The following is a 24566-nucleotide window of genomic DNA, read 5'->3' on the forward strand; positions in this document are numbered from 1 at the left end:
TGGTTAGTATTTTTGACCAATGGATACAGGCAGACAGTCGACCTTCCTGCCTTTTGCGGGAAACCCTTTTGTCGAACCTTGCGGATACACTTTGATACCAATTTAACGTGGCAGCGAGTGATGGCAGTGATTAGATAGCTGTTATTGAACACTTGTCGCAAGTCGCATGCAGTCTTTGCATTGACTTAACAACGCCTTTGTCGATGAAAATGGAAACGTGCATGTCAAACAGATCCAGAGTAGCCGCTTTTTTCAACTCGCCATATTTCATTTGGATCATATTGGCCCTGCCCTCTGTTGGAATGATCAACTATGCCCTTGGAGGCAATGATCTTGGACGCATGCTTCATCCGACCGGGGAGTTCGCTGCGCGATTCATGATCATCTCGATGATTCTCTCGCCGCTCAGACTGCTGTTCCCCAAAGCGGCTTTCATTCGCTGGCTCATGAGACGCAGACGCTATTTCGGTGTCGCCGCCTTCGGATATGCCGCCCTTCACACACTCTATTACGTGATTGATCTTGGCTCCCTGTCCGCGATTGCCGCTGACTTCGTCAAACTCGGCATCTGGACCGGCTGGCTCGCCTTCCTTATCTTTGTGCCCCTTACCATCACCTCCAATGACTTCTCGATCCGCAAGATGGGCCCCCTCTCATGGAAGACCTTGCAGCGTTTTGTCTATGTCGCGGCAATCCTCACGCTCATCCACTGGATAACCGTCAGCCACGGCCCAGGTGGTGCACTCGTGCATTTTGTGCCGCTTGCGCTGCTTGAAATCTATCGCATCTGGCACAATTTTAGAAATGGACCAAAAAGCAACACGGCACGAGCCCGCGCTCTGTCCTGACCTGACAGATGTCTGCGCTCATTTTGGCAAACCCAACAGGATTAATATGGCATTCACATCAGAAACCACGGTGACAACGGAAAATGCGAGCAAGTATCTTCAGCAACTCTGCAAGCATTTCGGCCACAAGGTAGAAACGAGCTTCACGCCTGAAGAAGGAAAAATCAACTTCCCAATGGCCGTTTGTATTCTGGAAGCAAAAGACAACACTCTTTTCATGCGGCTGAGCGCAGAGACGCAAGAAGATGTCAGGAAAGCGGAAGGGATCGTCGTCTCGCACCTCGAACGTTTTGCCTTCAAGGAAGACCTGTCCATAAGCTGGTCCTGAGACATGACCGAATGCTCTTTGGTCACAAGACGGAAAAAAGCCCGCCAATCCCAGTTCGGATGTGCGGGCTTTAGGGCTTGCGTTTGCAGTCCCAGACCTAGGCAGCTTCCTCGTCCTTGGGATTCTTGCCCAGAATGATCATGCCGAGCAGATCATCCTCACTCACCTCATCCACTTTGACGACACCGACAAGACGGCCATTCTTCATAACCGCCGCTCGATCACACAAGGCTTTGACCTGATGAATATCATGGTCGATCAGAAAAATGCCCAAGCCTTGCGCCTTAAGCTCATGAATGAGATCGGCAACCATCTTGGTCTCTTCAACCCCGAGGGCCGCAGTCGGCTCGTCCATGATCAGGATCTTGGCATTGAAATAAACCGCCCGACTGATCGCCACTGATTGCCTCTGCCCCCCTGACAAAGAGGAAACCGGCGTCGAAAAGCGCTGGAAATTCGGATTGAGGCGCCCCATGATCTTGCGGGTCTCCGCTTCCATATAGGCATCATCAAGAAGACCGCTTCTATTCACCATCTCGCGACCTAGAAACAGATTCGATGCCGCATCCAGATTGTCCGCAAGTGCCAGTGTCTGATAGATGGTTTCGATATGATAGTTGCGGGCATCGCGTGGATTGCTGATGTCAGCCAGCTTGCCATTGATATAGATTTCGCCGGCATTGCGCTGATAGGCCCCGGAAAGCATTTTCATCAGGCAGGATTTGCCCGCACCGTTGTGACCGAGAACCCCGACCACTTCCCCGGGATAAAGATCAATCGAGACATCATCAACCGCATGAATACCCCCGAATGACAGCCGCATATTCCGCATTTCGACCAAGGGCACCGAAGCAGTCTTGTCAAAAGTTTCCATGAATCAATCCCCCGTTCGCTTGCGATAGACAATATCGACATACACCGCGATCACGAGCACGACACCGACCACTATATTCTGATAGGGCGCATCGACCCCGACCATCGCCATGCCCGATTGCAGGGACTGCATGATCAACGCTCCCAGAATGGCACCATAGATGGTGCCCACTCCACCGGAAAGTGCAGTTCCGCCAATAACCGCTGCCGCGATCACGCGCAATTCATCCAGTGTGCCGATATCATTGGAATGGAAGTTGAGGCGTGCTGAAGCCACCACCGCAGAAAGCGCACATAACACACCAATGATCGCAAAGATCTTGACGGTCAGAAGTCGGGTATTGATACCAGAGAGAGCGGCCGCCTCGGGATTGCCACCCGTTGCGAAAATATACCGTCCCAATCGGGTACGCTGCGCGACGACGGTCATCACCGTTGCGACAATGATCAGGATGATGACCGAATAGGGAACGCCATACCCTTCTGAATAGCCTTCGGGCAAAACCTCACCACGCGCCTCAAACAGGCGCTTGATGCGTCCCACAGGCACATCGTAAGAATTGAGGGTCCAGACAAATCCGAGGATTGCGGCGACAAAAATCGCACCAATGGCAAATTCAGCCCAAATGGGCTTGACCGGAAAGCTGTGAGAAATCTTGTTCCGCCGCGCACTGATCATCAGATAGATCGTAAACAGAATGGCGACGACACCAAGCAACCAGCTCCCCGTCTCACCAAGGGTTCCGTCGATGCCTCCAAGCATTTTGAAATAGGGATCAAGAGGCCCCTGCGTCTGACCATCGGTCAGATGCCAGGCTACGTTACGCCAGACAAACAGACCACCAAGCGTGACGATAAAGGCAGGAATCGTCAGATAGCCCACGAGCCAACCATGAAACGCACCGATAATCGCCCCAACAGCCAGACCTGCAAGAATGGCAACAGGGGCAATAATCGGATTACCGAACTCGACCCCGATCCATTTGGGCATGATGATTGTCTGTATCACAGCCATCACGGCCGAACAGGTAGCAAGGAGCGAACCAACCGACAAATCGATATGGCGCGTGACAATCACAAACACCATTCCGGTCGCCATGATCGCAACAGAAACGGTTTGGATTGTCAGATTGAACAGATTTCGAGGCGTGAGAAAACGACCGCCAGTCCAGACATCGAACACGACACAAATGACAATGAATGCTCCGATCATCCCGAGCAATCGTGTGTCGATTTCCATGACATCAAAAATGGACCGGCTCATTCTTTTGGGCAGGTCGCGGGTGCCCGCATTATCAGCCATCTACCGCTCTCCAGCATGAGCATTGAGATTGCTCCCACCGCAAAGCGGTGAGAGCCATTGGATTTCAGAGATTTGAAAGCAACCAGCCCGATCCTATTTGCAAGGAGCAGGTCCGTTCGAGACACCCTGACAGAGTGTTTCAACCGGAATCCAGCCAGCATCGGTAACCACGGTGAGATTGTCCATGGTAATCGGAACCGGTTCGAGGAATTTGGCTGTCATGGTCGTGCCACTTGGCGACGTCCATTTTTCAGCACCTTCAACATCATCCATCGACTTGCCACCGGCAAGATCAAGAGCGATTTCAGCGGCTGCCTTGCCAAGATCACGCGCATCTTTCCAGACGGAAACGGTTTGCAAGCCTTTGGCAACACGGTTGAGGGCCGCATGGTCACCATCCTGACCGGAGACAGGAATGCCTTCCATGCCCTGAGCCGTCAAAGCAGCAACAACACCCCCGGCGGTGCCGTCATTGGCAGCAACCACAGCATCGACCTTGTTGTCATTGGCTGTCAGGATCTGCTCCAGATTGCGCTGTGCGTTGGCTGGCAGCCAACCATCTGTATAGGCTTCACCAACGATTGTGATGTCACCGGCCTTGACCGCAGCATCAATGACTTCCTGTTGTCCGCTACGCAGGAAATCTGCGTTTGGATCGGTAGGAGAGCCCTTGATCATGACATAATTGCCTTTTGGCGCCTTGGCAAACACGGCACGAGCCTGCATGCGACCGACCTCGACATTGTCAAAAGTCAGATAGAAGGCCCTGTCGTCTTCGATCAGGCGGTCATAGGCAATCACCGGAATGCCTTCATCGGCAGCGTTTTGCACCGCAGGAATGATCGCTTCGGTATCCTGAGCCAGAACAATCAATGCATCGACGCCCTGAGCCATGAGGGCTTCAATGTCGCTGAGCTGCTTGGATGACGATGACTGGGCGTCCGCAGACACATATTTTGCACCACCGGCTTCCAGAGCTTTCATGATGGCTGCTTCGTCAGTTTTCCAACGTTCTTCTTGGAAATTTGACCAACTTACGCCAACAACCATATCTTTCGCCAAAGCTGGCGTTAGAATGGACGCGCTCAAAAGAGCGGCCAACAATAGACTTTTCTTCATTTCCTTTTTCCTCCCAAAGTAAGACAACCGGAAATGGAAAGGTTGCCCAACACGAAAATATCATCAATTAATTTGCCCGTCGAATTAAAAATGCACTATTATGAGGGATAAAGACCAATTGAGCATGCGCTTTTTGAAGTAAATCTTTAGTATTAAGCCATGTCAGCGACTTCAAAATGAATAGATCCACAACTAAAGTCAGACCAAATGCGTAAAACAATCAAAAAAACACCACAAATTACAGAACAAAGAAGCCAAGGGCGGCATTTGGTTTTCTCCCACATCCGGAACAACTTGCAAATGGCACGCATTGATATTGCCAATGCAACCGGAATGAGCCCGGCAACCGTGACAGCAATCACCGCAGAACTCATCGCAGCAGGCCTGATTGAAGAGGTTCAACGCGTTGTGGAACCGGGTCAGTCAAAGAGAGGACGACCAAGGGTTGATCTCAAGCTGCATGGCAAAGAGCATATCGTGGCTGGCATGAAACTGACGGGACGGTGGGTAACGGCGGTGATATTGGACCTTGAGGGGAATCAACTGGGCAGGGCCCAGGTGCCCATGCCCCGCCCTCCGCTCTCGCGCCAGACTCTGCTCGAACTCGTCCCCAAGGTCATAGACGCAGTCACCAAAGACGCAGACATGGCACCCGAGGATCTTTCCGCAATCGGCATCGGCATTCCCGGCACAGTTCAGGCAACCACCGGGTTCGTGGATTGGTGTCCACTATTTCAGGAACAGGAAATCAACCTCAAATATCTGTTGCAAGACAGCCTTCCCATGCCTGTTTTCGTCGAAAACGATGCCAACTCGGTTGCCATGGCCGAACTCTGGTTCGGCTTTGGCAAGGATGTGCCTGATTTTCTCGTCGTCACGATTGAAGAGGGCCTTGGTCTGGGCATTGTCCTTGATGGCAAGATCTTCAGAGGAACGCAGGGCTTTGGCGCAGAATTTGGCCACACCAAGGTCCAGTCGGAGGGAGCCCTTTGCCGCTGCGGACAGCGCGGCTGTCTGGAAGCCTATGTCGCCGATTATGCCCTCCTCCGTGAAGCCAGCCTCTTTAGAAAATGGGAAGAGTCCATCAGCGACGAAGACCGCCTGATTCAGCTCTATGATGCGGCAAAAGCCGGCGATCAAACCTCGAAATCCATTTTTGACCGGGCAAGTCGCATGTTCGCCATGGGCCTTGCAAATCTGGTCAATCTGTTCGACCCCTCGTTGGTCATTCTTTCTGGCGAGCAGATGCGATTTGATTATCTTTATGCTCAGGCGGTCTTTGACATCGTCAGAAATTCGACCATTCAAAAAGGCCATCATCAGCCCGAGATTCGCGTTCACAAATGGGGTGACATGATGTGGGCCAAGGGCGCCGCAGCCTATGCCCTTGAAGAAATTGTCCGCCTCTCCATCGATCAATTGGGTAACAGCGACGCACATTCCTGAGACCATCTCATTCCTATTGATGATGTCCTTTCTGCCTTCCGCTTCCACGGAATGGTGGATTGGCAAAGTTGCAACATTGATTTATTTTACAAACTAAAATAATATCTCAAGCAACAATTGATCCCTGTTTATCAGGCCCGATCAGCTAAGGCATTTGTAGCAATAGGGACTCTCGGGAGGAAAAAAATGTATTTGGGAATTGACCTTGGCACCTCCGGTGTCAAGCTGCTGATCATGTCCGAAGATCAGCAGATCATTGCGTCTGCCAATCAGGCTCTCTCGGTTTCGCGTCCAGCCTCGGGCTGGAGCGAACAGGATCCACAAACCTGGATCAAGGCAACGTCCGACGGGCTGGACAGTCTGGCAAAAACAAATCCCGATGCCCTTAAAAAGGTCCGGGCCATCGGCCTTTCGGGGCAAATGCATGGAGCAACCATGCTGGACGAGGCGGACAAACCACTCGCCCCCTGCATCCTCTGGAATGACACAAGAAGCCACAAGGAAGCGGCTCAACTTGATGAAACACCCGGCTTTCGGGATCTCACGGGGAATATCGTCTTCCCCGGTTTTACGGCACCCAAGCTTCTCTGGATGCACAAGAACAATCCCGACATATTCGAGAAAATCAAAAAGGTCCTTCTTCCCAAGGACTATTTGCGCCTTTGGCTGACCGGTAACCATGTATCAGACTATTCTGACAGTGCCGGCACCTCCTGGCTCGACGTCGGCAAACGTGAATGGTCAGACGATTTGCTCAAGGCAACCCATCTTGATCGCTCGGCCATGCCATCCCTTGCAGAAAGCACGGCAAGTACCGGCAAGATCCGCAAGGAAGTTGCCGAGCGCTGGGGGCTGTCTTCGGACGTAATTGTAGCTGGCGGAGCCGGTGACAATGCCGCCTCGGCCCTTGCAACCGGGATTGTCGGCGAAGGCGATGCCTTCATTTCACTGGGCACCAGCGGCGTCATTTATGCAGCGATAGACAGCTATCGCCCCTTGCCGCAAAGCGCCGTTCACACCTTCTGCCATTCAACGGCCAATCACTGGTGTCACATGGCCGTCATCCTTGCAGCCACAGACGCCCTCAACTGGTATGCAAATCTGGTTGGATCAAAAGCCGCAGACCTGACCAAAAGCCTTGGCGATGAAATCCGGGAACCCGGATCGTCCCTCTTCTTCCCCTATTTGGGAGGCGAGAGAACTCCGCATAATGATGCGGGCATTCGCGGCGCCCTGATCGGCTTGTCCCACCCCGATGACAGGCAAGCTCTGACCCAAACCGTTCTCGAAGGCATTTCCTACGCCTTCAAAGACGGGATCAAGGCCCTTGAAGCGGCGGGCACCAAACTGGATCGCCTTATCGCAGTGGGAGGCGGGTCTTCGTCAGACTATTGGCTCACGCTTCTGGCCACGATCCTGGACAAACAAATCGACAGGCCACAGGCCGGAGATTTCGGTGGTGCCTTCGGTGCCGCGCGGATGGGACTGGTTGCCGATAGTCAGGGTGATCCCGCCACCCTTTGCACGATGCCCCCGATAGAACAAAGCTTTACTCCAAATCAGGCCCTGCAGGGCAGCTTCGAGAGCGCCTATGCCCGATATGCAGCCGCCTATTCATCTCTGAAGGATCTCTGATTATGACAGACTTTTTCGGCTCTCTTTCACAAGTCAAGTATGAAGGCCCGGACAGCGACAACCCGCTTGCCTTCCATCATTACAACCCGGACGAAATGCTGGGCGGCAAAAGCATGAAAGACCATCTGCGCTTCGCGGTGGCCTATTGGCACAGCCTTGCATGGGAAGGTGGTGATCCGTTCGGCGGCCGCACCTTTGATCGTCCATGGTTCGGTGACAGCATGGACAAGGCCAAGCTGAAAGCCGACGTGGCGTTTGAACTGTTCGACTTGCTCGGTGCTCCCTTCTTCTGCTTCCACGATGTCGATGTACGCCCTGAAGGTGCGACATTTGCCGAGAGCCTCGCAAACCTGAATGAAATCGTCGATTACTTCGAAGAAAAAATGGCAAGCTCCAAGACCAGACTGCTTTGGGGCACGGCCAACATGTTCTCGAACCGCCGCTTCATGTCTGGCGCGTCGACCAACCCCGATCCGGACGTTTTTGCCTATAGCGCGGCGACCGTGAAAAGCTGCATGGATGCCACCCATCGTCTCGGCGGCCAGAACTATGTGCTCTGGGGTGGTCGCGAAGGCTTATGAAACCCTCCTTAATACGGATCTGGGCAAAGAACTCGACCATATGGGCCGCTTCCTCGCCATGGTCGTCGACTACAAACACAAGATCGGCTTCAAGGGCACGATTCTGGTCGAGCCAAAACCGCAGGAACCATCCAAGCATCAGTATGATTATGATGCCGCCACCTGCATCGGCTTCCTGCGCAAATATGGTCTGGAAGGCGAAGTCAAGCTGAACCTGGAACAAGGCCATGCAATCCTCGCCGGTCATTCCTTCGAACATGAAATCGCTGTTGCGGCAGCCGAGGGCATGCTCGGATCCATCGACATGAACCGCAACGACTATCAGTCCGGCTGGGATACGGACCAGTTCCCGAACAATGTGCCGGAAGTCGCCCTGGCCTATTACCACATTCTCAAGTCTGGTGGCTTCACGACCGGCGGCACAAACTTTGACGCCAAATTGCGTCGCCAGTCGCTGGATCCCGAAGATCTGCTCGCGGGCCATATCGGCGGCATGGATATCTGTGCGCGCGGCCTCAAGGCAGCTTACGCCATGCTTGAAGATGGTGGTCTGGAAAATGCTCTCAAAGCCCGCTATGCGGACTGGGACAAGGATGTCAACAAGGACATGCTCGCGAACGGCACTCTGGAAAGCATCTCCGAGCGCGTTCTCAAGGACGGCATCAACCCCGAACCCCGCTCGGGACAGCAGGAAAAACTGGAAAACTGGGTCAACCGCTTCGTCTGATAGCGTCCCGGACCGACAGTTTGAAACGAATAGGAAAAAGCGGCAGATGCCGCTTTTTTCTTTTTTGTATTCTGGCTCCCCCTAGAACGGGTAAAAATAGGGAAGAATGAGAACCGCAAGAGCGGCAAACAGAATATTGAGTGGTAATCCGACGAGAAGAAAATCACGGAATTTGTAACCACCAGCGCTGTAAACGAAGGTGTTTGTCTGATAGCCAATCGGAGTAGCAAAACTCGCTGAAGCCGCAAACATGACCGCCATGATGAAAGGCTTGGGATCAAGTCCGAGCTGAACAGCAAGCCCGATGACAATCGGCCCAATCAGGACCGCGACGGCATTGTTGCTGATCATCTCGGTAAGGGTCGAAGTCAGGACATAGACAATCGCAAGGATAACCAGAGGACTGGTATCTCCCACAAGACCAACCACGGTCTCGATAATGAGCTTTGCCGCCCCGGTCGTTTCAAGCCCCATGCTCACCCCAAGCATCCCGAAAATCAGAAACAGGATACGCCAGTCGATGGCATCGAAGGCATCTTCGGGGTCAACGCAGCGCGTGACCATGACAAACACCGCTCCAATGACCGAAAGACCCGCAATCGGCATCACATCAAGCGCCGCAAGGATCATCACCGCAAGGATTGTCACAAGCGCCAGCGGTGCCTTGTCCCTGCGAATAGCCTTCATGGTCGGAGCCATCAGATTGATGATCCCCTCTTCTTCGACCAATCGCTGAATGGCTTTCGGAGACCCCTCCAGCAACAAGGTATCGGCAAACTGCAACCGCAATCCGTCGCCTTTCTCAGAGACATTGGTATTCTGGTGATGCACCGCCATCAGATAGACGCCGTATTTTTCGCGAAGATGAAGCGACTTGATCGGTTTTCCACGAAGTGAGGAATTCGGCCCAACGCTCGCCTCGAGCTGCAAGCTGTGGCCTGCGGCGACAGGTTCGAGATCGTGCCCGGACAAATCAAGAAACTCAACCTCGCCATCGTCTCTGAGCCCCAGAATCTCGCCGGTATCTGTTCTCAGCACCACCCGGTCACCAGCCTTCAATTCAAGGGAGTTCAACTCATTGCGGATAGAAACCTCTCCCCGGATCACATCGACAACAGCCGTATGGGCCTTGTTGAAGGGCAGATCAGAAAGCTTCTTGCCAATATAGCGCGACCGGGCAGGTATCAGCAGCCGAGCCATAAAACGCCGCTTGGCCGCTCCCCCCAGAAGGCCGGCCAATGTTGTCCGATCAGGGATGAGGAAGCGCCCGACAAAAACCATATAGATCATGCCAACCGTCGCAAAGACAAGGCCTGGCAAAGTCATGTCGAACATGGAAATATCCGGTTGCCCTGCCTGTTTGGCGACGCCGCTCATCAGAATATTGGTGGATGTCCCCACAAGCGTCAGCGTGCCACCGAAGATCGCAGCAAAGGAAAGCGGCATCAGCAGGCGCGAGGGAGAGACCCCGACACTTCCCGCCACGGAGATCATCACAGGGGTGAGCAGGATAACAACAGGGGTATTGTTCATGAAGGCCGAAACCAGAATGGAACCGATCATCATAAACAGCAGCGCCCGCAACAAAGACCCCTGTGCCTGACGCTTGAGCATTTCCCCCAACAAGGACAGCAACCCCGTCCGCTCAAGAGCGGCGGAAATGATGAACATCATGGCAATCGTGATCGGCGCACTGGAACTGAACACCGCGAGAAAACTCTTGGTATCGATTATCCCGATTGCAAGCAGCACCGCAGATCCTGCAAGCGCGATCACTTCCGGAGGATAGAGTTCCCTGAAAAATCCGATAAAAACGAAGAGGAGAAGCAGCAGAACGATAGCCTGGTCCAAGGTCATCGAAAATTTCCTTGCAATTTCGAGGTTCAGCTCGTCGAAACCCGCATTCCGAAACAACTGAAAACCAACAAAAAGCTTGCCTACCCTAAAAAAAGGAGCACTCTCCCCATGCCGTTGGCAAGTGGAAAGTGCTCACTGCGATCTCATGTCTGTGGACGATCAACAAGAGAATCGCCCGGAAAAAAAGCTTAGCCCCGTGGCAAGGCAATGCCATCTGCATCAAAGAAATGCAGCTTGTCAGGGTTGAAGATCAAGCCGACCTTGTCACCCGGCTCCATCTTCGCATCACCCTCCAGCCGTATACCCACGGCACCCAGAGAGCCACAGTCGACCAGCAGATGCATATCGGCCCCCAGATATTCGACGATGTCAACAACACCATCACATTGCCCTTCACCGGATGCGCCAACCCCAATCGCTTCAGGCCTGACACCGAGATGACGGGCCTCCCCGATCTGGGTTTGTGCGCCCCCTCTGCCACCATCAAGAACATAGCGGTCGCCTTCACTATGGCAAGGCAGGATATTCATCTTCGGCGAACCAATGAACTGGGCAACAAACAGGTTGCCCGGCTGCTCATATAGCTCGCGCGGAGAGCCCACCTGCTCGATGATCCCGTCTTTCAGCACCACAATCCTGTCCGCAAGCGTCATCGCCTCCACCTGATCGTGCGTCACATAAATCATCGTCGTCTTGAGATCGCGATGAAGCTTGGCAAGCTCATAACGCATTTCGACACGCAAGGCGGCATCAAGGTTCGACAAGGGCTCATCGAACATGAAGGCCGTAGGATTGCGCACGATCGAACGCCCGATTGCCACCCTTTGCCTCTGTCCACCGGACAATTCCTTGGGTTTGCGATCAAGATAAGATTCGAGCTTGAGCGCGCGAGCCGCTTCATTGACCTTTTCTTCGATTTCAGACTTAGGCTTGCCCGCTGTCTTCAATCCAAATCCCATATTGTCCCTGACATTCATATGCGGATAAAGGGCATAGGACTGGAACACCATGGCAAGGCCGCGAGAAGCTGGCGGTATCGCCGTCACATCCTTGCCTTCGATCAGGATCTTGCCGCGCGAGCATTCCTCAAGCCCCGCGATGGTCCGTAGCAGTGTCGACTTGCCACACCCAGACGGACCGACAAAAATGATGAACTCGCCTTCTTCGATGGCCAGATCGACGCCCTTGATGACCTGAAGATCGCCAAACCATTTTTCAACTGCCTGAAGCTCTATGGACCCCATCTCAGCTCTCCCCCAATTCTTTTGAAACCCAACCGAGCCAACAAGCGGCCCGTCCAGCTGAAGCTGCCACCACCGGCGGGCGAGCCGTCTTCCGGATCGAAATATTCAGCAAAGCCACCTTTCTCGATAAGGCGCGCACTATCGCTGCGGATCCGTTCCGCTTGCGCCTTGTAGCCTGCTTCCTTGAGTCCCATTCCGATCAGGGTGTTGATGACCACCCAGACCGGCCCGCGCCAATAGCGCTTGGCATCATATTTCGGACTGGTCGGATCAAGACTTGCGACACTGTAGGGAAACAGCGTCAAGGAACCGATCCAGATGCGGCAACAATCTCTCGTCCCCAACCCCTGCATACCAGCACAAGAAGGCGGCGGATGTTATGTTGCCAGCAAATTTGCCGTCCTGAGATCCTTGGCATCATAGCTGCCGATTTCCTCGTTCCAGAGGAAGGACAGTCCTTCTCCTGTTCATGAATCCACTCATCGATTTTTGATACATCCCAACCAATCTGTTCCCCCATCCATTTCAGATCCCTGTTGGCTCTGAGCAAGGTGAAGGTGAGCGTTGGATCGGCCACACGAAACGGCCCATGCTCCAGAATGCGATGTTCATCCCAACCAGCATTGCGGGCAAAATAGAGAATTGCCAGATAGACATCATAGTCCCGTTTGGTTGGCCGCATTGAGGCGTCCACATGGGATGTATCGCGCCGCTTGTACTCGCCGACCCCCGAGACATCGATATTGGCCATGGCGTCATCCCAGTCTGCGGCATTGTCGCGTCCCGGATTCCCATGGATGCGTGACACAAATGGCACCACTTTCCCCGCGACACCGGATATACCAATCATGCCAATGCATCAGTTTCTCGAACAGGTCCCCCATTTTCGCCTTGCCAAGAGCGGGATCCTTTTCGAAAAGATGCCGGGCGAAGGTGGCCGCGACCGGCGGCTGGGATATGCCGGAAGAGGACAGAGCATTACCCGAAACAGCGTTTGTTCCCCACACTTCTGGCCCCGGGAAATATCCCTCATCATGCTCGTGGAACAGGATGTGCGGTACCATGCCGTTGGCCCCACTGGCCCGAAAACAATGTCCCGAGCTCCTGCCATGCCCTTTCAAGGTCGAATTCGGAAAATCCGAACGCCGAGAATGCACTATCCCAGTTCCATTGATAGGGATAAAGACCTTCGGTTGGAACAGTGTATCCCCCGCGATCATTCTGGCGAAGAATGGCTTCAGCCTGTTCTGTTAGCGGTCGTGTTGTCATAGCCTTATCCTTTCACTGAGCCCGCTGTCAGGCCTTTGGTCATGAAGCGTTCAAGGCCGAGGAACAAGGCGAGGATTGGAACTGTCGCAATCACCGCGCCTGCCATCAGATGTTGCCTTGGCACTTCAGAAGAATTGAGCATTGTCACGCCACGTGTCAGCGTGAATTTGTCAGGGTCGTCAAGCAACATGAAGGCAAGCAGGAATTCATTCCACGCGATCATGAAGACATAAAGGGAAACCGATGCCAGAGCCGGCAGCGACAGGGGCAAGGTAATCTTCCAGATCACCCCGAGCCGCGAGAGGCCGTCCATCAACCCCGCTTCCTCGATCTCGCCGGGCAACCCGCGGAAATATCCCTGCAACATATAGAGCGCCACCGGAATGGTGGTAACCGGATAGATCAGCAACAGCCCGAATAGCGAGTTGCGCAAGCCGAACATGGAAAAGCCCACATAGATGGGCAGCGCCAGCACGATCATCGGCACCATATAGATCAGCAGGATCGAACGTGACATCACCGCCTGCCCCTTGAAGCGCAGCCGTGCCACCGCATAGGCACCGGGCACGCTGAACAGCAGCGTGACAAACACCGTGGCAACGGAGACCAGGAAGGAGATGGTCAGATAACGTCCGAAATTATGATCCATGAACAGTTCCTGATAGGAGCGGAACAGCCCCCACCCCTTGTCCCATTCGATGGAGAAATCCAGCGGATTGAGCAGCAATGCCTGTTGCCCCTTCACCGAGGTCATCAGCATCACATAGAAAGGCACGATGACGATCGCGGTAAAGAAGACATAGCCAAAGCCGGTCAGAAACCGCACGATGCCCTCTTCGAACTGATGCCGTGTCAATCGGCCAAAGGGCAGCCCGTGCACCATGATGCGCAGCGGGAAATAAAGCGCAAGGACCAGAATGACGAGCCCGACCAGTTGCGCAGGCATGGCATCGCCGAGGCGAATGCCAAACGGTTCCCCAAGGCTGATACCAAGCACCAGCAACAGAGAGACCAGGAGTCCCAGCCATCGATTGGAGACATAAAGCGCCACCAGCCCGACAACCACCCCCTGAAGGATGGAGACCAGCCAGACCGGCCGCACCGGCAAGCCGGTGGAGAAGGCCATGACAATGGTCAGGCACACAATGATGGTGAGGCTCCATAAAAGGCCGACAATGGCGGAAAGCAGATAACCCTGTTTCATAGCCCTTCCTCCCGTGAAAGAAACTTGAAGAAGAAGAAGGAGAAGGCCAGCAGACAGGCAAAGATCACCACGGCAACGGCTGCCCCTGCCCCGATATTGGAGATCGCAAAGGCCTGCTCATACACATTCACTGTCAGCGTGCGCGTCCCCGCATTGCCGCCCGTCATCAGGAAGATGTCGTCAAACTTGTTGAAGGTCCAGATAAAGCGCAACAGGAACAGCACCGACAGGATGCCCATCAGTTGCGGCAATGACAGATAATAGAATTTCTGGAACGGTGAAGCCCCATCCATATCCGCCGCCTCATACATATCGTGATCGATTGACTGCATGCGCGCCAGAATGAACAGGAAAGAAAGCGGGAAATAGCGCCAGATTTCAAAGGTTGTCACAGTGAACAGAGCCAGAGGACGCTGCCCGAAGAAATTGATTGGTGTATCGATCAAACCCATCTGCACCAAAAGGGCATTGAACGATCCCGAGAAGGGATCAAGCAGGGTCACCCAGGTAAAGGCGACCGCAATCACAGGTGCCACATAGGGAAACAGAAACAATCCGCGCAAGATACCCTGACCGGTAAAACTCTTGTTGAGCATCAAGGCCGCCAGCATGCCGACCACAAGCGCCCCGATCGTGCCGACGATGGTATAGAAAAGGGTTCACCCAGAGCACTTCGAGAAACTCGCCGCTATCGAAAACAGACCGGAAATTGTCCCATGTGAAGGTGAGATTGAACAGATCTGAAGAAGCCTCCCCCTTCATCTCCGGCTCGGTGTCGCGGATATTCACATCAGCGCCAACAAAGCTTTCCTCAGCAATGACTTCAATCCGCAGATTATCTCGATATCCGGCCTCCCAGTCGCCCAACTGGCAGAAAAGCCTGCCCTCGGCGATTTCACAGCGCGGATCCAGCGCCACCGGCTTGAGGCCCGCAGGCCAACTGTCCTGCATGGTGACATTGGCAATCGACTTCTCCCGCGAGGAATTCGTCAGGCGATAGTCGATCACCACCTTGTCGCCTGCGGACTGGACCTTGCCGCGCATCCGCTCATAGACATTGGGTTGGGTCAGGCGCAAGTCGCCCAGATTGATCGGCTTGGCACTGATCCAGAAGATGGCAATCAGAGGCAGAACAATCACCAGCGCCACACTGAGCAGGGTTGGCGTTAAAAGTCCCCATGCAAGCCTCGCCTCACGCTTGGCCAAAGGACCCGCAGCAGGCGGCACACTCGGCTCCGAAGGCGCGCCAGATCTTGCTGAAGATGTCGGATAGTCAGTGACTGACATGACAAAAGGCTCCTTTTGTCGCGGCGGGCGACACCAACGCCGTCCGCCGCAAACCATAGTTAAGCTATTGGCTTATTTGATTTTCGCCAGCTCTTCATTAAGAGCAGCAACCGCATCGTCACCGGAGATGGTACCATCGGTATATTTGCGAACGATTTGGTTGAACACTTGCGAGTTGATCATTTTGGAAGCCAGAGCCAGCTGACTTTCCTTGACGCCCCAACGCTGTGCAACATCAAGCCCGGCAACAATTTCACCGATCATTTCTGATGGATAAAGATCAGCAAGAGGTTTCTTGCGATCAACACCAACGGGCAGTTTTGCCCATGCATCGATGAATTTGCTTGGTTCAGCCTTATCCCCACGACGAACCGGGAATTTGCCTTCAGGTGCAATGGCAAGCGTCTGGGTGTAGCCTTCATTCATCGAGAATTCGACGAATTTTTCAGCTGCTTCGATGTCCGCATCGGAGGTGATACCGAAATAGCGGATGTCTGCCCATGCAGCACCTTCAGGATTGGAAGGACCTGCAAAATTGGTCACGATACCGGTTTTGGAAGCAAGTTCCGGGCTGGTCGGATCATCATTGATGGTCGGAGGAGCACTGTCACGCAGACCAGCCAGTTCGTCCAGAATAAACGGCGACCAGATGATCATGGCAGCTTTACCGGCAAAGTAGAGCTCACGAGACTGTTTCCAGTAAAGCTCGCCCGGAGGAGAGGCCTTGACGACTTCCTTGTAGAATTCAAGAACTTCCTTGGTTTTCTTGGCGTCAAGCGGTTTGAACCCGTTGGCGTCGACAGGAGACACGCCATTGGCAAGGAACACATGTTCCAGAACCTGACTCATGAAGTTTTCATCAACCTTCGTCGCGGCAACAAATCCGTACATTTCCGGCGGATTATGCAGAGCCTTGATGGCTTCAACCACATTGGCATAGGTAGATGGAGCCTTGAGCCCCTTGGCGTCGAAAAGATCCTTGCGATAGACGATCATCTGGGTCCAGCCATCGACAGGGACAGATGCAAAGCCATCCTTGACAGCAGCCATTCCCAACGCACCGGATGCATAGGTGTCCTTGCCCAGAGCGTCGATAGCCTCGGTTGCTGCATCGCTGTCAAGAATGCCAGCTTCCACCCAAGGCAGAGCATATTGCAGCGGATGATAGATGACATCAGGCAGATCGCCCGCGGCAAAGGCAGCGGTTGCACGTGTGCCAAGATCTTTCTCGGTGACCGGGATCACTTCGACGGAAATACCGGTTTTGGCTTCGAAGTCCTTGGCCATGGCCTGCTGACGAGCCAGACGAGGGGTCTGTTCTTCAGTCGTCCAGAAGCGGATAGAGTCGGCAGACGCCGCGACCATGGAACATCCAAGAGCCATCGCGGTTCCAACCAAAAGGCCGGTCAGTCGTCTGCTGGTTGCAGATAAAGTCATTGTCAAACCTCCCAAATTGCAACAATGTGAACATTATTCGGAGTGAATGATCGGCGGGCCATCGGAGGCCCGGACGATCAAATCTGCCTCGCCCAGTTGGCGAAGGGTTTCAGGCGCAGCGCCACGGATGCGCTTGATAAGAAGGTCGGCGAGGCATTCCCCCGCCTTCCTGTTGTCAACGGAAAAGCTGGTGAGTGGCGGAGAGGCATACTCCCCCTCGGCGATTCCGTCGTAAGAAATAATCGACAGATCGCTGCCGATGGTCAGGTAGCGTGCAGCGGCGGCCTTATAGAGGCCAAGTGCCGCAAGATCGACCGCGCAGACGATCGCGGTAGGACGCCGGGACAAATCGAGCAGCACCCCGCCAGCCCGTTCGCCATCCTTGCGTGTCACAGCATCGATCTGAACAAGCCTGTCGTCATAGGCAAGGCCTGCCTTCTCGAGCCCGGTCCGATAGCCCTCCAGACGAACCTTGGCATACATGTAGCGGGTAAGCCCGTTGATGAAGCCGATCCGCTTGTGTCCCATGCCAGCCAAACGCAGCACTGCCTTTTCCATGGCCAATTCGGCATTGATGTCATACCAGCCGCAGTCCCGATCATCCCCGGTCCGCCCGAACATGATGAAAGGAACATTGGCCTTGACCAGATAGCGCACGCGAGGATCCTCGATCCGGGTCCGTGGCAGAATGAACCCGTCAACCGAATGCTCGTTGCTGAGCCGCTCGATAGTGCTGAGCACACCAAGTGCATGAGGTGCCGTACTGACCGTCAGCGTCCAGTTATCCTCACTGGCACGCCGTGAAATGCCATCGATGAAATCCGCCAGAAATGGCCGGTGGCCGTCATGACTGTCCGCATTGAGCACCATGCCGAGCGAACGCACCAGCCCGGTCCTGATAGCCTGGGCCTGCACCATGGGCTTGTATCCCATGACATGAGCAGTTCGCTTGACTTTAAGGCGCGTACTTTCGGCAATATCACTGTACCCGTTGAGCGCCCGAGAAACGGTGCTCTTCGACATGCCCAGACTGAGGGCAACATCCTTGATGGTTACGCGTGTCTTCTTGCCTTGACGCCCCGCGCGATCGATGTGATCAGACTTTTGCACGGCATCCTCCCGAGCCAGAGTCTGAGTTACGAAACCGGTTTCGGCAACCGGCTGAACTTTAATCTTTTGGAGAATCTTCCAAAAGTCCCATCTCATTGAAACTAAACAACCGAAATCGGTTTCACGAAAATGTTTCTGACATCGCGGCCGCGCAATCGGGATTCCGTGTGCAAGCTCAGATGGCTAGCCCAATTCTTTAAATCTGCCGCGCGCTTCAATTTGCACACACAAAAACCTCGAAAAAAAACTTTCTGCAATCTGGGGAAAAAGCGGGGATTGAGCCCCGATATTTTCAAATCGCCTAGTGAAAATCCCGACTTGGGAACAGCTTCTTGGCCTGCTCACGCGGGTGCCGTGCGCGGGCAACAGAACGGGGCAGAGACTTGACAGGCCGGGCTCTCGGAGCCTCGTCAGCCTGCGGATTGGCAATCCCGACCGCGTCATCCAGAGGATGGCCAAGCTCGGCCAGATGATGGGAAAGATCTTCAACCCGTTCAGCGATCAGATGCACCACGATGCCCTCTTTCTGCAAGGTGCCATGCACCCGTAGCAACCGCCCGGCAATCACCGCCTTGCGAAAGGTCTTGTAGATTTTCGGCCAGACCACGACATTGGCGACCCCGGTTTCATCCTCCAGCGTCACAAAGATCACCCCGGAGGCGGTACCAGGCCTCTGGCGCGTGATGACCAGCCCGCAAACGCTCACCTTCTTCTGCTCGCACCCCAGCAATTCCGCATTGGTGGCAAGGTCAGCAAGGGTGGGACGCAACAATTCCATCGGATGTGCCCGCAAAGACAGGCGCATGGAGACATAATCCTCCACCACCTCTTCGCCCAGATGCATGGCCGGAAGAGACACTTTCGGCTCGGTTACACATTCCCCGTCAATCGGATCACTAAACAGGGGCAAGGGTTTCAATCCCGCAAGAGCCTTCACCTGCCACAAGGCCTCACGCCGCCCCAGTTCCATGCCGACAAAGGCATCCGCTTCTGCCAGCCGTTCCATCGCAGAAGGAGAAAGCCCTGCCCGCTGCCATACGCTTTCCGGGTCCGGATACCCATTGCCACGCGCAGCCACAATCCAGTTTGCATCTTCCGGGGAAAAACCCTTGATCTGCCGAAACCCGAGCCGTATCGCCAGCGCACCATCCATACGCCGTTCCAGACAAGTGTCCCATTCGCTGTGATTGACACAGATTGGCCGGATCTCGATCCCATGCTCTCGCGCATCACGCACGATCTGCGCCGGGGCATAAAAACCCATCGGCTGAGAGTTGAGCAAGGCACAGGCAAAGACAGCCGGATGATGGCATTTGAGCCAGGCCGACACATAGGCCAGCATGGCAAAGGCCGCTGCATGGCTTTCAGGAAAACCATATTCACCAAAGCCCTCGATCTGGGTAAAGCAACGCTCGGCGAAGTCTCTGTCATAGCCCCGCTCCAGCATCCCGGCCAGAAACCGATCCTTGAAGGTATGGATGGTTCCCATCCGCCGGAAGGTGGCAAGAGAGCGCCTCAGCCGGTCCGCCTCCTCGGGACTGAAACCGGCTGCCACCACGGCGATCTGCATGGCCTGTTCCTGAAACAAGGGCACCCCGAGCGTCTTGCCCAGCACATCCGCAAGAGCCTTGGACGGAAAATTCACCTTCTCGCGCCCCTGTCGCCGGTTGATATAGGGATGCACCATCCCCCCCTGAATGGGACCGGGCCGCACAATCGCCACCTCAATCACCAGATCATAAAAGGTCCGGGGCCGCATACGCGGCAGAAAATTCATCTGCGCCCGACTCTCGACCTGAAACACCCCCACGGCATCGGCCACGCACAGCATGTCATAGGTCGCCTTGTCCTCCTGCGGCACCGCTCCAATGCTGTAATGCAAACCCTCATGCATCTTCAAGAGATCGAAACTCTTGCGAATACAGGTCAGCATGCCAAGGCTGAGAATATCCACCTTGAGGATATTGAGCGCATCAATATCATCCTTGTCCCACTCGATGATGGTGCGATCTTCCATCGCCGCATTCTCGATCGGGCACAATTCATCAAGCCGCCCCTTGGTGATGATGAAGCCGCCCACATGCTGCGACAGATGCCGGGGAAAACCGACAATGTCGCCAATCAGGCGCAGGCATTGCATGAGCCGCCGATCTTCCGGCTCAAGTCCCAATTCACGCATGCGCCCCACATCCACACCATCATTGGACCATCCCCAGATCTGGCCCGACAGAGCCGCCGTCACATCCTGGGAAAGCCCCATCACCTTGCCCACCTCACGAATGGCCGAGCGGGTACGGAAATGAATGACCGTGGCACACAGGCCCGCCCTGTGTCGGCCATATCTCCCATAGATATGCTGGATCACCTCTTCGCGCCGCTCATGCTCGAAATCGACATCGATATCAGGCGGCTCGCCACGATGTTCCGAAACAAAGCGTTCGAACACCATGGTGATGGTTTCGGGTGCCACATCGGTGATGCCCAGGGCGAAACAAAGGATGGAATTGGCCGCCGACCCCCGCCCCTGACACAGGATCTTGCGAGACCGGGCAAAGGCAACGATATCATGCACGGTCAAAAAATAGGCCGCAAAGCCGAGCTTTCCGACAAGCGCCAGTTCCTTGTCCGCAAGCGCTCTGGAATGCTCCGGCACGCCTTGCGGATAACGCCGTTTCAAGCCCTCATCGGTCAGCCGGACAAGTCGTTGCTGCGGGCTTTCCGCACCGGCCATTTCATCAGGATAATCGTAGGACAATTCATCAAGCCGAAAGATGCAGCGTCTGGCGATCTCGTTGGCTCTCTGGATCGCAGCCGGATGACGCCTGTAAAGCCGCATCATGTCAGACGCACCCTTGAGGCGTCGCTCCGCATTGGGCAAGGCCCTGGAGCCGATCTCGTCAATCGCAATATGCTCGCGCATGCAAGTGAGGACATCGGCCAGTTGACGCCGCCGGCCATGATGCATCAGCACATCCCCGACAGCCACCATCGGCGCGGCCAGCCTGTAGGCAAGCCTTGAGCAGGCATCGAAATAGCGCTGGTCAGAGCCGTTATAGGCAGGAGCCGCCCCCAGAAAGACACAGCCGGGAAAATGCTGCACCATCCGCCTGATTTGACCATCCACATCCCCATGAGACAGTCCCGCTTGCGGCAGGGCGATCAGCATCATCCCGGAGCAGGCATCCTGCATGTCGGCAAAATTCAGACGACAATCCCCCTTCTCCGCCCGACGCTTGCCAAGCGTCAGAAGACGGGTGAGCCGCTTATAGGCTTCCCGGTCCGTTGGCAAAGCCACCCAGTCAAGAGAACTGTCTTGCAGGACAAGGCGTGCGCCGATAATCAGGTGCGGCAACTTCCCCATCCTGGACAGAGACAGCTCACCGCTACCTTCCGGTTCCAGCGCCTGACGGCTGGAAGGATCGACCCGCTGGCTGGACCGCCGCCTGATGGCGGCCAATTGCTTGTCGGTCTGTTCCTCGATCTGGCGCTTCAACTCCTTGAGTGCGGAGTAGGCACGCACAACGCCGGCCAGCGAATTACGATCCGTGATTGCAATCGCATCCAGTTCCAGCTCGGCCGCCCGGATGACCAATTCTTCCGGATGCGAAGCCCCGGTCAAAAAGGTAAAATTGGAGGTCACACATAACTCTGAATAGGCTTTGGGGCGCATCGCCTCCAACTGTCCGGGCAAGGTCGCACCCGGCAACGACCCATTTTCAGGTGGCGTTACGGGCCTGGCGGGCGGATTGGATGCGGCCATTGGATCGCTGCCGGGAAGAGAGCCATTGTGCACAGCGCCACCACCATCACCACAGGTCCCATGACAGGCATCAAGGCCGACATCGGGACTAACATCAGAACCGGCATCAGAACCGGCATCAGAAGCGACACCCTCCGTACCTCCATCACTGGCCCCTCTTGTTCCCTCATCGCGCTCCTTGTCATTCCGGCTCATGCAAACTCACCTTGCACAAACCAGCTGGACAGATGTGCAAGCCGGTTTTGCGGCGTGTGAAACAACCACAGCCGCCAGCCCTGCCGGGTTTCCACCCACCAATAATCTCGAATACCGGAACGCCAGAGCGGATCTTCCCACCACCATTCCGGCGCAATGCGTTCTGGCCCGCGCGCCCGTGCCACACTCAACTGCATCCGCCGCCAGCGAAAATGTTCCGGCGGCTCCCGGCGGTCCATATCCAGCTCGCAGGACAGGGGCAGGACGATGGCCTCGGGCGGGAACAGCCGCACCGGACGCGGCGGTCCCATGCCTACATTTTCAGAACCCCGGGAAACTTCAGAGCCCTCAGTTCCCCCAGCTCCGGGCCACAGCCCCACTGGCGCACTCCATGCCGCAGGCTGAAGCGAAAAACTGCGCTCAGGGATATGACTGTCGGCGGGGATAAAGCGAAAGACATTCTCGAGCCCGATACGGCTACCAAGCCGCGTGATCAAATCATCAAGACTGCGACTCTCGGACATCCCGGCAGCAAGAGGCCCCCCACGCTCCTTGCTGCCAGTTGCCCCCCCGAGCACAATGCTGGTCATTTGTTCGTCAACCATGGGTTCAACAGCCACGGCTTCCAGCCGCACCATATCGATCCCGAATCCGGCATCCACCTCGCCCACGCCACGCTCGAACAGAGGCAGGATGCGACAGGCCTCGCGCATCGGGCGCGCAAGTCGCAATTCCACCTGACTGGCTGCCTGATCAAGCCGCCGCATGGTCAATTGCAAAATCCGCGCTCCACATCCCTCACGATCCAGCTTGTCGCACAGCCGATCCAGTAGCTTGCCCGTGACCGCCATGACATCGTCTGCAAGTCCGATCGGATCGGGCAGGCTCATCCTGACACCATAATGAGGTGCCTCGGACAAGGGCGAAATGGCTTCCTCCCGATGACCCAACGCCTGATCGAGACGCATCAGGGGCTCAAGCCCGAAGCGCCGGGTCAGGGTTGCGCGCGGCAGGGCATAAAGCGCTTCGATGGTCCGAACACCCAGCCGCAGCAGTCCCGTACAAATTTTCTCATCGAGCCGCAAAGCGGCAACCGGCAGCGCACCAAGGACCTCAAGGCTCTTGCCCCTTGGCGCCAATTGCGAAGAAAGATCACGCCCCCCTTGCGCAACCCCTCCGCCCTTGTTTTCCGCAGGAGAAACAGAGCCGGGTTGCCAGGCACCATAATGGGCGAGCGCCCAGGCTGCCCCCCTCGTATCGGCCAAAGCCAGTTGCGCCGAAAGGCCCGCCCGCCCAAGACGCTCATCGAGCGTTTCAAGCAAAGCCTGTTCCCCCCCGAACAGATGCGTCGAACCGGTCACATCCAGAACAAGCCCGTCCGGCCCCTCAAGCCCCACCCAGGGACAGAAGCGCCCGGCCCAACGCGCCAGCAAATGCAGAAACTGATTATCGGCCTCCTGATTGGCTGGCATGGTTTGCAGATCGGGACAAAGAGCGCGGGCATCGGCAAGCCCCATCCCCCTTTGCACGCCCTGTTCCTCGGCCATTGCATTCAGACAATAGATCCGCTCGGCATTACTCTGCTGCAACGTGAGAGCAAAGGGCGCGACCACGGCCCTGCGCCGCAGAATACGGTCGCTCGCCAACCTCGGAAACCACAATGACACGACGCGTCTCTGCATCCCAAATAATATCCCAACACCCCAATGTTCCTGATTTGTTCTTTATAAGCTGCCAACGCTGAAGAGTCGAGTCTGAAGAATGGGATAAGGAGGAAACCGTCTTGATCTGATGCAGATGCGGTGAAAAAAGCGGAGCACAATGCCAGCGGCTTTCCGCTGCGTTGTTGCCCATTCCCTCGCCAATCATCAGGATCCCGGTTGACTTGCCTTCCTCTGCTGCCAATTGCAAGCGCCGCCCAGCGGTAAAGGACAAAGCCCGCGGCAACTCGGTCACCACACAGGAAACCGCTCCAGAGCGCAAAGCCTCCTCAGCACATGCCAGCATGGATTTCTGATCCGGCACACGCACGAGAAGCAGACGGCTCGGATCGCAAAAGCAAGCCAGCCCGACAGGATTGATCAGATCCGCCCGCCAATCCTCCACCAGCCACAAGGAAGGCCGTTGGTCAGCCTTCGTGCCAAGACCACAGACAATAGCGGCAAAAGCCGTAGCGCCCTGCCCCGTTACTTCATGGGCCCGGCCTGCACGCAAGGGAAAAGCACTGGCAAAAGGATCATTCATGACTCACCTCAAAAAAAGAACATAAAGAGAACATATCATGTCATCCTCTTTTTGTCAGCGCCTTTTTACAAATCAGATCTGCAACGCAATGCCTTTTGG

At 55.2% G+C, this 24566-nt stretch carries 21 protein-coding genes and 1 pseudogene; 5 read left to right on the plus strand and 17 right to left on the minus strand.

Translation table 11 applies throughout. From position 1 onward, the window contains the following. Nucleotides 1-221 precede the first annotated feature (221 nt). Nucleotides 222-848 (plus strand): ferric reductase-like transmembrane domain-containing protein, encoded by a 627-nt coding sequence (locus tag ACHZB8_RS11415; RefSeq protein ID WP_316860441.1) that lies wholly within the window; start codon nt 222-224, stop codon nt 846-848. Between the two features lie 46 nt (nt 849-894). Further along, entirely contained in the window at nt 895-1176 is a 282-nt protein-coding gene (locus ACHZB8_RS11420; RefSeq protein WP_316860442.1) for a DUF2218 domain-containing protein, read from the plus strand. Nucleotides 1177-1273: 97 nt separating this feature from the next. On the opposite strand, the gene ACHZB8_RS11425 is transcribed toward ACHZB8_RS11420, so the two are convergent. From ACHZB8_RS11425 to xylF, 3 genes are all read right to left on the minus strand, one after another. After that, on the minus strand, nt 1274-2050 hold the full coding sequence (locus ACHZB8_RS11425) for an ATP-binding cassette domain-containing protein (protein WP_316860443.1): 777 nt from the start codon (nt 2048-2050) through the stop codon (nt 1274-1276). A gap of 3 nt (nt 2051-2053) precedes the next feature. Further along, on the minus strand, nt 2054-3352 hold the full coding sequence (locus tag ACHZB8_RS11430) for a sugar ABC transporter permease (protein WP_316860444.1): 1299 nt from the start codon (nt 3350-3352) through the stop codon (nt 2054-2056). Nucleotides 3353-3445: 93 nt separating this feature from the next. Continuing rightward, nucleotides 3446-4471 (minus strand): D-xylose ABC transporter substrate-binding protein, encoded by a 1026-nt coding sequence (xylF, locus tag ACHZB8_RS11435; protein WP_316860445.1) that lies wholly within the window; start codon nt 4469-4471, stop codon nt 3446-3448. Nucleotides 4472-4771: 300 nt separating this feature from the next. Here xylF and ACHZB8_RS11440 point away from each other — a divergent pair, with 300 nt between their 5' ends. From ACHZB8_RS11440 to xylA, 3 genes and pseudogenes are all read left to right on the plus strand, one after another. Further along, complete coding sequence (locus ACHZB8_RS11440; RefSeq protein WP_316860446.1) at nt 4772-5917, plus strand: ROK family transcriptional regulator; 1146 nt, start codon at nt 4772-4774, stop codon at nt 5915-5917. Nucleotides 5918-6103: 186 nt separating this feature from the next. Beyond that, nucleotides 6104-7552, plus strand: a complete 1449-nt coding sequence (gene xylB / locus ACHZB8_RS11445) for a xylulokinase (protein ID WP_316860448.1) — start codon at nt 6104-6106, stop codon at nt 7550-7552. Beyond that, nucleotides 7552-8860: pseudogene (gene xylA, locus ACHZB8_RS11450) on the plus strand (xylose isomerase). The gene xylB and the pseudogene xylA overlap by 1 nt, the downstream one beginning before the upstream one ends. Nucleotides 8861-8941: 81 nt before the next feature. Here xylA and ACHZB8_RS11455 read toward each other — a convergent pair. From ACHZB8_RS11455 to ACHZB8_RS11520, 14 genes are all read right to left on the minus strand, one after another. Next, a complete protein-coding gene (locus ACHZB8_RS11455; protein ID WP_316860449.1) occupies nt 8942-10717 on the minus strand; it encodes an SLC13 family permease in 1776 nt (591 codons plus the stop codon). Between the two features lie 188 nt (nt 10718-10905). Next, complete coding sequence (locus tag ACHZB8_RS11460; protein WP_316860450.1) at nt 10906-11961, minus strand: sn-glycerol-3-phosphate ABC transporter ATP-binding protein UgpC; 1056 nt, start codon at nt 11959-11961, stop codon at nt 10906-10908. Further along, the gene (locus ACHZB8_RS11465; RefSeq protein WP_316860452.1) at nt 11949-12266 is read right to left on the minus strand and encodes a hypothetical protein; all 318 of its coding nucleotides are present in this window, start codon (nt 12264-12266) and stop codon (nt 11949-11951) included. Before ACHZB8_RS11465 ends, ACHZB8_RS11460 begins: the two co-directional genes overlap by 13 nt. Further along, nucleotides 12263-12811 carry a hypothetical protein gene (locus ACHZB8_RS11470; RefSeq protein WP_316860454.1) on the minus strand — a complete coding sequence of 183 codons (549 nt, stop codon included), beginning with the start codon at nt 12809-12811 and terminating at the stop codon, nt 12263-12265. Before ACHZB8_RS11470 ends, ACHZB8_RS11465 begins: the two co-directional genes overlap by 4 nt. Further along, complete coding sequence (locus ACHZB8_RS11475) at nt 12717-13025, minus strand: hypothetical protein (protein ID WP_394706182.1); 309 nt, start codon at nt 13023-13025, stop codon at nt 12717-12719. Before ACHZB8_RS11475 ends, ACHZB8_RS11470 begins: the two co-directional genes overlap by 95 nt. Further along, nucleotides 12994-13230: a hypothetical protein gene (locus ACHZB8_RS11480; protein ID WP_316860456.1), complete on the minus strand. Its 237-nt coding sequence runs from the start codon at nt 13228-13230 to the stop codon at nt 12994-12996. Before ACHZB8_RS11480 ends, ACHZB8_RS11475 begins: the two co-directional genes overlap by 32 nt. A gap of 4 nt (nt 13231-13234) precedes the next feature. After that, nucleotides 13235-14434 (minus strand): carbohydrate ABC transporter permease, encoded by a 1200-nt coding sequence (locus ACHZB8_RS11485; protein ID WP_316860458.1) that lies wholly within the window; start codon nt 14432-14434, stop codon nt 13235-13237. Continuing rightward, a complete protein-coding gene (locus ACHZB8_RS11490) occupies nt 14431-15030 on the minus strand; it encodes a sugar ABC transporter permease (protein WP_316860459.1) in 600 nt (199 codons plus the stop codon). Before ACHZB8_RS11490 ends, ACHZB8_RS11485 begins: the two co-directional genes overlap by 4 nt. After that, on the minus strand, nt 14924-15721 hold the full coding sequence (locus ACHZB8_RS11495; RefSeq protein WP_316860460.1) for a hypothetical protein: 798 nt from the start codon (nt 15719-15721) through the stop codon (nt 14924-14926). Before ACHZB8_RS11495 ends, ACHZB8_RS11490 begins: the two co-directional genes overlap by 107 nt. A gap of 72 nt (nt 15722-15793) precedes the next feature. Continuing rightward, nucleotides 15794-17158, minus strand: coding sequence for an extracellular solute-binding protein (locus tag ACHZB8_RS11500; protein ID WP_316860463.1), 1365 nt, complete (start codon nt 17156-17158; stop codon nt 15794-15796). 33 nt (nt 17159-17191) lie between these two features. After that, the gene (locus ACHZB8_RS11505; protein WP_316860465.1) at nt 17192-18268 is read right to left on the minus strand and encodes a substrate-binding domain-containing protein; all 1077 of its coding nucleotides are present in this window, start codon (nt 18266-18268) and stop codon (nt 17192-17194) included. A gap of 301 nt (nt 18269-18569) precedes the next feature. After that, a complete protein-coding gene (locus tag ACHZB8_RS11510) occupies nt 18570-22223 on the minus strand; it encodes an error-prone DNA polymerase (RefSeq protein WP_316860467.1) in 3654 nt (1217 codons plus the stop codon). Next, complete coding sequence (locus ACHZB8_RS11515; protein ID WP_316860468.1) at nt 22220-23836, minus strand: DNA polymerase Y family protein; 1617 nt, start codon at nt 23834-23836, stop codon at nt 22220-22222. Before ACHZB8_RS11515 ends, ACHZB8_RS11510 begins: the two co-directional genes overlap by 4 nt. Further along, a complete protein-coding gene (locus ACHZB8_RS11520) occupies nt 23799-24467 on the minus strand; it encodes a hypothetical protein (protein ID WP_316860470.1) in 669 nt (222 codons plus the stop codon). Before ACHZB8_RS11520 ends, ACHZB8_RS11515 begins: the two co-directional genes overlap by 38 nt. Between the last annotated feature and the right edge of the window lie 99 nt (nt 24468-24566).

It is taken from the genome of uncultured Cohaesibacter sp., assembly GCF_963556055.3.
Lineage (GTDB): Bacteria > Pseudomonadota > Alphaproteobacteria > Rhizobiales > Cohaesibacteraceae > Cohaesibacter.

Coding starts and splice junctions, on each gene's coding strand:
- ACHZB8_RS11415 (WP_316860441.1), top strand. CDS start 222: ATGTCAAACAGATCCAGAGTAGCCGCTTTTTTCAACTCGCCATATTTC.
- ACHZB8_RS11420 (WP_316860442.1), top strand. CDS start 895: ATGGCATTCACATCAGAAACCACGGTGACAACGGAAAATGCGAGCAAG.
- ACHZB8_RS11425 (WP_316860443.1), bottom strand. CDS start 2,050: ATGGAAACTTTTGACAAGACTGCTTCGGTGCCCTTGGTCGAAATGCGG.
- ACHZB8_RS11430 (WP_316860444.1), bottom strand. CDS start 3,352: ATGGCTGATAATGCGGGCACCCGCGACCTGCCCAAAAGAATGAGCCGG.
- xylF (WP_316860445.1), bottom strand. CDS start 4,471: ATGAAGAAAAGTCTATTGTTGGCCGCTCTTTTGAGCGCGTCCATTCTA.
- ACHZB8_RS11440 (WP_316860446.1), top strand. CDS start 4,772: ATGGCACGCATTGATATTGCCAATGCAACCGGAATGAGCCCGGCAACC.
- xylB (WP_316860448.1), top strand. CDS start 6,104: ATGTATTTGGGAATTGACCTTGGCACCTCCGGTGTCAAGCTGCTGATC.
- ACHZB8_RS11455 (WP_316860449.1), bottom strand. CDS start 10,717: ATGACCTTGGACCAGGCTATCGTTCTGCTGCTTCTCCTCTTCGTTTTT.
- ACHZB8_RS11460 (WP_316860450.1), bottom strand. CDS start 11,961: ATGGGGTCCATAGAGCTTCAGGCAGTTGAAAAATGGTTTGGCGATCTT.
- ACHZB8_RS11470 (WP_316860454.1), bottom strand. CDS start 12,811: ATGATTGGTATATCCGGTGTCGCGGGGAAAGTGGTGCCATTTGTGTCA.
- ACHZB8_RS11475 (WP_394706182.1), bottom strand. CDS start 13,025: ATGGTACCGCACATCCTGTTCCACGAGCATGATGAGGGATATTTCCCG.
- ACHZB8_RS11480 (WP_316860456.1), bottom strand. CDS start 13,230: ATGACAACACGACCGCTAACAGAACAGGCTGAAGCCATTCTTCGCCAG.
- ACHZB8_RS11485 (WP_316860458.1), bottom strand. CDS start 14,434: ATGAAACAGGGTTATCTGCTTTCCGCCATTGTCGGCCTTTTATGGAGC.
- ACHZB8_RS11490 (WP_316860459.1), bottom strand. CDS start 15,030: ATGCTCAACAAGAGTTTTACCGGTCAGGGTATCTTGCGCGGATTGTTT.
- ACHZB8_RS11495 (WP_316860460.1), bottom strand. CDS start 15,721: ATGTCAGTCACTGACTATCCGACATCTTCAGCAAGATCTGGCGCGCCT.
- ACHZB8_RS11500 (WP_316860463.1), bottom strand. CDS start 17,158: ATGACTTTATCTGCAACCAGCAGACGACTGACCGGCCTTTTGGTTGGA.
- ACHZB8_RS11510 (WP_316860467.1), bottom strand. CDS start 22,223: ATGAGCCGGAATGACAAGGAGCGCGATGAGGGAACAAGAGGGGCCAGT.
- ACHZB8_RS11520 (WP_316860470.1), bottom strand. CDS start 24,467: ATGAATGATCCTTTTGCCAGTGCTTTTCCCTTGCGTGCAGGCCGGGCC.